Raw genomic sequence first — 8,848 nt, 5'->3', positions numbered from 1 at the left:
CAACCGATCTGAAAAATTCTTATCTGATCGGCATTAGCGAATTCGCTGCCTTTTTGCTTAAATATTGGCTGACTTTACATCCATACGCTGATGAATAATGGCTACTACATCGATACCGGAAGCATCCTGCAAATAAAACACCCGATGCTGCAACACACTAAAACTAAAATAACCGGGCCTTACATCTTCGCGCTTAACACCCAGCGCAGGGTTTTGCGCCAATTGATTAAGGCACTTAAACAGCTGAGATAAATAACGATTTGCCTGTGCTTGGCCCCATTTATCAGCGCTATACAACCAAATTTGTTCTAAATCATCTTTGGCATGCTGCCTAAGCTGATAACGCCGGTTCATTTACCGTATTTCTGCGACAGCTCTGCAACAAAAGCCAGCTCATCAAAGTTTTCCACTACAGGGCTTTGCTCGGCAGCTTCTAACTTCTGCCGCAGCTCAGCCAGCTTTATTTCATCTTCTTCCAACAAGCGCAGCCCGGCGCGCACTACTTCGCTTACCGACTGATAACGCCCCTGCTGCACCCGCTCAGCAACAAAGTGCTCAAAATGCTCGCCAAGGGTTACTGATGTATTACGTGCCATAATGCCTCCGGATAACTGTATTAAATACTAATACAAGAAATCTTGCCTTTGCAAACTGCAGCAACAAAAAAGGCAGCCTAAGCTGCCTTTAGTCCTGCAAGCTGTTTAGTTAAAACAACAAGTTGTTACCAAAAAAGATAGTCGACACGGTATTAATAAAAATCACGGCCAGAATAAGCGGAATAAAGGTGCCCAGCGAGAAGTTAACGTATTTTTGCAGCAAGGAACCAGCAAATGTCGCATTGCCCTGGCTTATTTCCGCATCCAGATTATGTTTCTTCCAGCGATAGATCACGAACAAACATAACAAGAAACCATTCAGTGGCAAGATGGTTTCATAGAAGATGTCATACACCAGATCAAAAAATGACTTATTTAAACCACCATAGCTCAGCAGATTGCTGAATACATCAACCCGGCCAAATGACAACGCACAAATAACGGCCAGTGCTATCATCGCCGCGCCAAGCGAAAACAGCGCTGTACGACGGCTTACGCCTTTTTGATCCATTAAACTGCATACCGGTACTTCAATAATAGATACCAGAGAGGTTAATGCCGCAAAGAACACCAGCAGGAAAAAGAACCCGGCAATAAAACTGGCACCGAAATAACCAATGTCAGCCTGCATAGCTAAGAAAATTTTCGGCAAAAAGGTAAAAATCATGCTGATGCTGGATTCTGACAAGGTGCTTAACTGAATATCCGGATTAAACGAGAATACTGCCGGCAGGATCAATAAGCCTGAACAACATGCCACCAATACCGACAAGCCCGCCACCATTTTACCGGCGTGCACGATATTGTTGTTTTTCTGAATGTACGAGCCGTAAGTAATTAAAATACCCATGGCCAGTGACAGCGAGAAAAATGCCTGTGCCAGCGCGCCGTTTAATACCTTACCCGTTAGCTTATCAAACTCCGGAATAAGGAAAAATTTAATGCCTAACATGGCGTTATCCAGCGTAAATACGTAGACAACCAATGCAATTAACATGACAAACAGCATCGGCATCAATACCCGCGCGGCTTTCTCTATGCCCTGCTTTACCCCACCTTGCAGGATAAAAAAGGTTAAGCCTACTACTATAGCCATATAAACAAACAGCTCGTTACTGTTAATAAAGTTACCGAAACTGTCCGGCCCGGCCAACTCATTCAACTGCCCCATCACCGATTTGCCCAGGTAACCAAAAATCCATACGGTGATCACCAGATAAAACACACCAATCATAAACGGCGTAATAACCGACATCCAACCAACAGTGCGCCAGGCACGGTTTTGGCCAATTTCGGTGTAAGCACCCAACGGGTTTTGCCGGGTGTGGCGGCCTAAACTCATCTCTGCCAGCATTACCGGTAAACAGATAAAAAATACGAAAAAGGCATACATAATTAAAAAGGCGGCGCCGCCGTTTTTACTGGCCATAACCGGAAAGGCGACCAGATTACCGATACCGACAGCTGAACCGGCGGCTGCCAGTACAAAGCCGAGGCTGGAACTGAATTGTTCACGTTTCATTGCTACGCGGACTCCCTGAATTTTTTCTTATTAGAATACCGGAGCTGCTGCCCGGTTATTGTTATAGCGCTCTGCATGCTAACAGGCTGTTGCAGTAAATCCTAGCCTGTACTGCTCCGATGCGTTCAACAGCGTTGGAACGCGGCTGAGGATCTGCTATCGTGCGCCACAGAAAACCGGCTCTGCAGAAGGACAGCCTTTTATGTTCTATATGATTTACTCCGAAGACGTTACCGACAGTTTAGAAAAACGCCTTGCAACCCGGCCGGCCCATCTGGCCCGCCTGGAACAGCTGAAAAATGAAGGCCGGCTGCTATTGGCCGGCCCAACGCCTGCTATCGATAGTCTTGACCCGGGTGCGGCCGGATTCAGCGGCTCTTTGGTGGTGGCAGAGTTTGCCGGTTTAACCGATGCACAAAGCTGGGCCGATGCCGATCCGTACCTGGCAGCCGGCGTGTATGCGCGCTCAATCGTAAAACCGTTTAAAAAAGTGTTGCCTTAAACTCCCGGCCTCAAGGACAGTAGCATGAGTTACGTTTTACTTACCGGTGGCGCCGGTTATATCGGCAGCCATACTGCACTGGAGCTGCTAAACGCCGGTTATCAGGTATTGAGCTTTGACAACTTTAGCAATAGCTCAGATGAAGCGCTTAACCGGGTGCAGCAACTGACAGGCAAACAACTTACCAGCGTTAACGGTGATATCCGTGACGAAGCAGCACTGCGCCAGCTGTTTAGCAGCTATAGCATCAGTGCTGTGGTGCACTTTGCCGGTTTAAAAGCGGTGGGTGAGTCGACACAAATACCACTGCATTACTACGATAATAATGTTGCCGGTACAGTTACGCTGTGCCGCGTTATGCGCGAGTTTGGCGTGAAAAAGCTGGTGTTCAGCTCGTCCGCTACGGTATACGGCGATGCCAAGCAAGTGCCTATCGCAGAAACTGCACCACGCTCGGCCACTAACCCCTATGGCCAGAGCAAACTGATGATCGAGCATATTCTTGAAGATCTGCTGCATGCCGAGCCCGACTGGGGCATCACCTTGCTGCGTTACTTTAACCCGGTTGGCGCGCATGACAGCGGCCAAATAGGCGAAGACCCCAACGGTATACCCAATAACTTAATGCCGTTTATTTCACAGGTGGCGGTGGGTAAACGCGATAAGCTTAGTGTGTTTGGCAACGACTACCCCACGCACGATGGCACCGGGGTACGCGATTATATCCATGTAGTGGATTTAGCGCGCGGCCATCTCAAAGCACTGCAATATCTGGAAAATCATAACGGTATTGAAGCCATTAATTTAGGCACCGGCATAGGTTACAGCGTACTGGATATGGTAAAGGCTTTTAGCAGCGTAAATGCAGTAGCGGTGCCCTACCAGATTGCCCCGCGGCGGCCCGGCGATATTGCCACCTGTTATGCGCAGCCGACGAAGGCGAAAGCGCTACTGGGCTGGCAAGCAGAGAAAACATTGGACGATATGGTACGCGACAGCTGGCGCTGGCAGTCAGCTAACCCGAATGGTTACAAAAGCTAGTTAATAAGCCCCAGCTCAAGCGCCAGCAATACCGCGCGGGTGCGATCGCGCACCCCAAGCTTGGACAGTATTGCCGAGCACTGGTTTTTTACCGTGCCTTCAGATTTAAACAGCGCTGCGGCAATTTCTTTATTGCTGTAGCCGGCGGCCATTAGCTGTAAAATCTCCAGCTCTTTATCACTTAGCGGCTCAAGCTGTGAGGGCATGGTGAAGTCGCTACTGCTATTACGCACCGTACCTAACAGGCGCTCGGTAATATTCGGCGCAAACCAGCTACCACCGCTGGCCAGGGCTGCAATCGCCTCTACCAGAGTTTCCAGCGACACATCTTTCAGCAAAAAGCCACGCGCGCCCAGCGTAATACTTTTTAACACCAGCTCATGCTCGTCGAACGTGGTTAAAATCAGTACAGGCACACTAATCTCAGCCTGCTTTAACGCAGCCAGGGTTTGTACACCATTCATTACCGGCATTGATAAATCCAGTAAGATCACATCGGGGCTCAGTTGCTGGCATGCAACCACTACGCTGCTGCCGTCGGCACACTCCCCCACTACCTCTACTTTGCCGCAAAAGCCGAGCAAGCTTTTAATACCATCGCGGATCAATTTTTGATCATCGACCAGCAGCACCTTATGCATTGTCACTCTCCATATACGGCAGCCTCAGGCTAAGGTGCATGGCCTGTTGCGTCGAATCTACCTGCAGTACGCCACCACATTCGGCAAGTCGTTCCTGCATACCTTTAATACCATTGCCCGGCCGCCAGTTTGCCGCCAGCTTACCATTATCCACCATGCTCAGTTGCAGCTCGCCGTCAGTAACAGCGGCAGTGATCTGCAGTTCAGTCGCGCCACTGTGTTTCAGGCAGTTGCTAATCGCCTCTTGCACAATGCAGAGTAAATGCTGCGCTTGTTGCAAATCGTTCAGCATAATATCGGCAGGGATCTGCAGCCTGACCTTAAGCTGCTCCGGTAATAACGCCACTAACGGCTGTATAGCGTCTAACAGCGAAACGTCGGCATACTGACGCATAGTGCTTACCGCTTCGCGCACATCGGCCAGCAGCAGCTTCGCCAGCTGATGGCATTTATCTACCTGCAACTTAGCTTCACCTTCGGTTATATGACCGGCAACCTGCAATTGTATCGTCAGCGCCGTTAAATGATGTCCGACTAAATCATGCAGATTGCGGGCAATACGGGTACGTTCGCTTTGGCGTGACGCCGCCTGCAGTAATTGCTGCGTTGCCTGCAGCTGTTGATGTTTCGCCGCTAATTCCTCTTTTGCCGTTTGCTCTGACTTTGCCGTGCTTTGCACTAAAACAGCAAATAAGTGAAAAGCACCATACAGCAACGCCGTAATCCACAGCGAATGGTGCTTTTGGTAAGATGCGATGCTAAACCAAAGAATAACGACGACAAGCGTTAACGCGATGGCATTGCGCTGAGACAGTGCAAAGGGTAAAACGGCAGCCCAGATGATAGTCAGAATAGCCAAATATTCGAAATGCGATTGGGGCAACAACACCAGCAAAGCAAGCGCAGCAACTAACTGTAACACCAGCAAGCTTTTGCCTGCTGGCGAATGCGGCGGGCAGCGAAAGTAATCAAAGGTTAAGGCAATAAAGGCCGCACCATAGAGTAAAAACAAGCTGATAACGCCAAGCCAATGTTGCATCTCGGTAGTTGGCGGCAAAAGAGATAAGGTAATAATAAATACCAGCGCCCAGGTCAACACACCGGCCAGGCTGGATAAAGGCAGCTTATTTGTCATCCGCGTATTATGCTTTTCCTTTGCAAAACTGCAATAGGCCAAAAGTCATAGTGTAAAATCCTGACTTCTGGCACCTGTGCGTAACAAGCGGTCGCAATACACTTAGTCCAACCACTAAGGAGACTTAATATGTCCGCTTTACACAGCTTTTTATTATACTTACACATCGCACTTGGCAGCATTGCCTTACTGCTTTTTTGGCTACCGGTTATCGTTAAAAAAGGTAGCAAGTTACATAACAACGCCGGGCAAGTATTTTATTACATCATGCTGTTGGTATCCGGCTCAGGCATGGTGATGAGCGGCTTAACCATCTACGATCCGCTCACCATCTATCCTATGCCCAATTTAAGCGGCATTGAGCTGCAACGCTTTTTGGGTTGGCGCGTTGTATTTTCGCAATTTTTATTACTGTTAAGCCTGCTTACCTGGGTGTCAGTGCGCCACGCTATTGGCGTACTGCTAGCCAAAGCTAATCGCAACCTGTTAAAACGCCTTAGTTTTCTTGGGCCAGTATTGCTTATGCTGCCGTTATCGCTGTTTGTCGCCTGGCAGGGACACAAATTTAACCAGACATTGCTAATGATTTTTGCCGGAGTCAGTTTTTATGCCGCAGCAAGTATTTGTGTGTATGTATTTAAAGCAGAAATTAAACCACGGCAATGGATTATTGAACACTTCACCTCAATGGTTGGTACCGGCATTGCAGTTTACACTGCATTCTTCGCGGCCGGCGGTCGTCGATTGGTAAGCGGGTTATTGCCTGAGCAATGGATGATGCTGACATGGCTGGCCGCGCCGGTAATAGGCGTTAGCGCCATTATTTTCTTAAAAGGATATTTCCAACGCAAATACAAAGTGACAGTTTCACAAAAATAAAAGCTAACTTTGTAAGATAAAGATTTCCTAAATGCCATAGATTACCTACATTAAATACAGCTTAACAACATTTGTAGGTTTCTATTGTGCGAAGTGTCTTTTTTACTGGTTTAGCACTGCTGCTATTGGCCATTCAGCTATTAGCAGCAGTAAATGCACGAACGGTAATTTTTGCCCTGCCCTATGACAACAGGGACGTGATGCAAGATTATCACGTGCAATTGCTGCAAAAAGCACTGAGCTACTCCACCACCCCCTACATCTTGCAGCCGGCAAAAGAAACTATGGCACAAAGCCGTGTACTGAGGGAAATAAGCCAGCACACCGGCATAGTCGATGTGTTCTGGAGCATGACCAGCGTTGAGCGGGAAAAAATGCTAAAGCCTGTTCGTGTGCCACTAAGCAGAGGTTTGCTCGGCTGGCGCCTGTTACTGGTAAACGAAAATGCACCATTTTTATCCACGCCGCGTACCAAACAAAACACCTTGTTTGTGCAAGGCCATGATTGGCCGGATAGCCAGATCTTAAAAGCAAATGGCTATAAAATTCATGCAGCCAATGACTATCACTCCATGTTCACCATGGTTGAAAAAGGCCGTGTCAATGCGCTGCCGCGCTCAGTCATTGAGATTGCTGATGAGCATAAAAATATCGCTGCAAAACTGTTTATTGCGCCGGACTTAATGTTGTATTACCCCACAGCAGAGTACTTTTTCGTCTCCAATAGCGATACAAATTTAGCTGCAGCCATAGAGTATGGCCTGATTGAGATGTACAAAGACGGCAGTTTTAATGCGTTGTTTGAACAGCGATATGGCACCATTCTCACGCAATTAGCGCAACAAAAACGTAAAGTACTTAAGCTGCAGAATCCATTGCTACCAACTGCTACACCGCTGGATAAGCCAGAGTACTGGCAGCCATTACCCGGCCACTTCGAACAAATCAACTGGTAATTCAGCATTGCCCTCTAGCTTTTTCAGCTTTACAACACAGCGGTTATTTCTTAAGGTCGTGCGAAATATAACTGAGCACAACTTCTTATGATGGCAGTAGAAAATAAAGTAATTTGGATCACCGGCGCCTCAAGTGGTATCGGTGAAGCGTTAGCACGTGAGCTGGCGGCTGATGGTGCCCGGTTGGTTTTAAGTGCGCGGCGGCAAAGTGAACTTGAACGGGTACGCTCCAGCTTAGCAAACAGCAGCCAACACCTGCTGTTGCCACTGGATATTACCGATACTGCCGCTGTTAGTGCGGCTATTAACACCATACAACAACAAATTGGCGGGCTGGACTGGCTGATTAATAATGCCGGTATCAGCCAGCGCGCACTTATTAGCGACACCACAATCGACACTGAGCGTAAGCTGTTTGAAGTGGATTATTTTGCTCAGGTAAACCTTACCCGTCAGGCACTGCCGCTGTTGCTGGCAGACGGCGGTGGCAAGACAGTATTTGTTTCCTCCGTTGCCGGTTTAGTCGGCACCCAATATCGTGGCAGTTATTCTGCTGCTAAAGCCGCACTGCATTTATGGGCCAATAGCCTGCGCGCGGAATTATTTGAGCAGGGCTTAACCGTCGCGACAATTTTCCCGGGCTTTGTTAAAACTAACGTTTCACTTAATGCCTTAACCGGCGATGGCAGCGCGTTTGGCACTATGGATGATGCCCAAGCCAACGCCATGAGCGCAGAGCAATTTGCCGAAAAAGCAGTAAAAGCGCTGCTAAACGGTAAAAGCTATATTGTCATCGGTGGCCTAAAAGAGCGCTTAGGCGCATTGGTATCGCGCTTATCGCCGGAGCTGCTGTATAAAATGGTGCGCAAAAGCAAGGTGCGTTAACTGACCACTGCCTGATAAATCAACCGCAAACCGAGCAGCAACATGCTGATACTGATCAGATGATAAAACAGCTGATATGTGGGCCCCTTTAAACTCAGGCAGGCTTATCCTAACCCCAAAATAGCCACAGCAAACAACTGTAACTTTAAATTCATCAAAACGAAACAAATTATGGACAATATGGGTATGTTATTTCACCCGGGTTGGAATACAACAGTCCAATGGAAGTTACCCCTCAAGTTAAAAAAGGATAAAATGATGAAAAAGTTACTTATTTCTTTACTGTCTGTTGCTGCGCTGTCTTCTGCTGCTAATGCTGCAACAGTTACTTTCTATGACGTGACTCAAAACGTTCCACCTGCTTCTAATAATTTTTCAATATGGGCAGGCGCTTATAACGCTTATGGCTATTGCTATATGAAAGGCTTTGATGACGCACTGACTTATACAACCTCTTGTGGTGAAGATGAGATGTCATTTGCTGAATACAAAGGTGGCAATAAATGGAGTACGCGTTCAAGTGGCTCTAAAAACCAATGTTATCCAATTTTGGACAGCGTAACTTGTTCTATTGACAGCTTTGATATGCGCGGTGATAAGAACGAGCTGCAAAACCAGCAATAAGCTGAGTTGATATTGCCTGATATCTGCAGAGGCGGCATTATCAAAGGCCTGTAGATTGCTGTTGCCG

The 8,848-nt window shown here is 47.7% G+C and carries 11 protein-coding genes; 6 read left to right on the top strand and 5 right to left on the bottom strand.

Features of this window, described 5'->3' with window-relative positions; genetic code table 11:
- Nucleotides 1–57: 57 nt before the first annotated feature.
- The 3 genes from HRH59_RS09625 to HRH59_RS09615 all read right to left on the bottom strand — a co-directional run bounded on the left by HRH59_RS09625 (nucleotide 58) and on the right by HRH59_RS09615 (nucleotide 2,118).
- Complete coding sequence (locus HRH59_RS09625; protein WP_173501050.1) at nucleotides 58–354, bottom strand: type II toxin-antitoxin system RelE/ParE family toxin; 297 nt, start codon at nucleotides 352–354, stop codon at nucleotides 58–60.
- On the bottom strand, nucleotides 351–596 hold the full coding sequence (locus HRH59_RS09620) for a type II toxin-antitoxin system ParD family antitoxin (RefSeq protein WP_173501049.1): 246 nt from the start codon (nucleotides 594–596) through the stop codon (nucleotides 351–353). Before HRH59_RS09620 ends, HRH59_RS09625 begins: the two co-directional genes overlap by 4 nt.
- A gap of 109 nt (nucleotides 597–705) precedes the next feature.
- Nucleotides 706–2,118: a sodium-dependent transporter gene (locus tag HRH59_RS09615; protein WP_173501048.1), complete on the bottom strand. Its 1,413-nt coding sequence runs from the start codon at nucleotides 2,116–2,118 to the stop codon at nucleotides 706–708.
- A gap of 202 nt (nucleotides 2,119–2,320) precedes the next feature.
- On the opposite strand from HRH59_RS09615, the gene HRH59_RS09610 reads away from it, so the two are divergent.
- Entirely contained in the window at nucleotides 2,321–2,620 is a 300-nt protein-coding gene (locus HRH59_RS09610; protein WP_173501047.1) for a YciI family protein, read from the top strand.
- A gap of 24 nt (nucleotides 2,621–2,644) precedes the next feature.
- A complete protein-coding gene (galE, locus tag HRH59_RS09605; protein ID WP_173501046.1) occupies nucleotides 2,645–3,661 on the top strand; it encodes a UDP-glucose 4-epimerase GalE in 1,017 nt (338 codons plus the stop codon).
- Here the strand turns inward: galE and HRH59_RS09600 are convergent.
- On the bottom strand, nucleotides 3,658–4,302 hold the full coding sequence (locus tag HRH59_RS09600) for a response regulator (RefSeq protein ID WP_173501045.1): 645 nt from the start codon (nucleotides 4,300–4,302) through the stop codon (nucleotides 3,658–3,660). The two genes, galE and HRH59_RS09600, sit on opposite strands and share 4 nt — an antisense overlap.
- The gene (locus tag HRH59_RS09595; protein ID WP_173501044.1) at nucleotides 4,295–5,437 is read right to left on the bottom strand and encodes a sensor histidine kinase; all 1,143 of its coding nucleotides are present in this window, start codon (nucleotides 5,435–5,437) and stop codon (nucleotides 4,295–4,297) included. Before HRH59_RS09595 ends, HRH59_RS09600 begins: the two co-directional genes overlap by 8 nt.
- Nucleotides 5,438–5,566: 129 nt before the next feature.
- On the opposite strand from HRH59_RS09595, the gene HRH59_RS09590 reads away from it, so the two are divergent.
- The 4 genes from HRH59_RS09590 to HRH59_RS09575 all read left to right on the top strand — a co-directional run bounded on the left by HRH59_RS09590 (nucleotide 5,567) and on the right by HRH59_RS09575 (nucleotide 8,781).
- Nucleotides 5,567–6,316, top strand: a complete 750-nt coding sequence (locus tag HRH59_RS09590; protein WP_173501043.1) for a hypothetical protein — start codon at nucleotides 5,567–5,569, stop codon at nucleotides 6,314–6,316.
- 86 nt (nucleotides 6,317–6,402) lie between these two features.
- The gene (locus tag HRH59_RS09585) at nucleotides 6,403–7,272 is read left to right on the top strand and encodes a type 2 periplasmic-binding domain-containing protein (RefSeq protein WP_173501042.1); all 870 of its coding nucleotides are present in this window, start codon (nucleotides 6,403–6,405) and stop codon (nucleotides 7,270–7,272) included.
- A gap of 87 nt (nucleotides 7,273–7,359) precedes the next feature.
- Nucleotides 7,360–8,157 carry an SDR family oxidoreductase gene (locus HRH59_RS09580; protein WP_173501041.1) on the top strand — a complete coding sequence of 266 codons (798 nt, stop codon included), beginning with the start codon at nucleotides 7,360–7,362 and terminating at the stop codon, nucleotides 8,155–8,157.
- A gap of 171 nt (nucleotides 8,158–8,328) precedes the next feature.
- Entirely contained in the window at nucleotides 8,329–8,781 is a 453-nt protein-coding gene (locus HRH59_RS09575; RefSeq protein ID WP_173501040.1) for a hypothetical protein, read from the top strand.
- Nucleotides 8,782–8,848: the final 67 nt, after the last annotated feature.

Source organism: Rheinheimera lutimaris, from assembly GCF_013283795.1.
Classification (GTDB): domain Bacteria; phylum Pseudomonadota; class Gammaproteobacteria; order Enterobacterales; family Alteromonadaceae; genus Alishewanella; species Alishewanella lutimaris.
The sequence above is the reverse complement of the archived record's forward strand: the minus strand, read 5'-3'. Positions and strand labels throughout refer to the sequence as shown.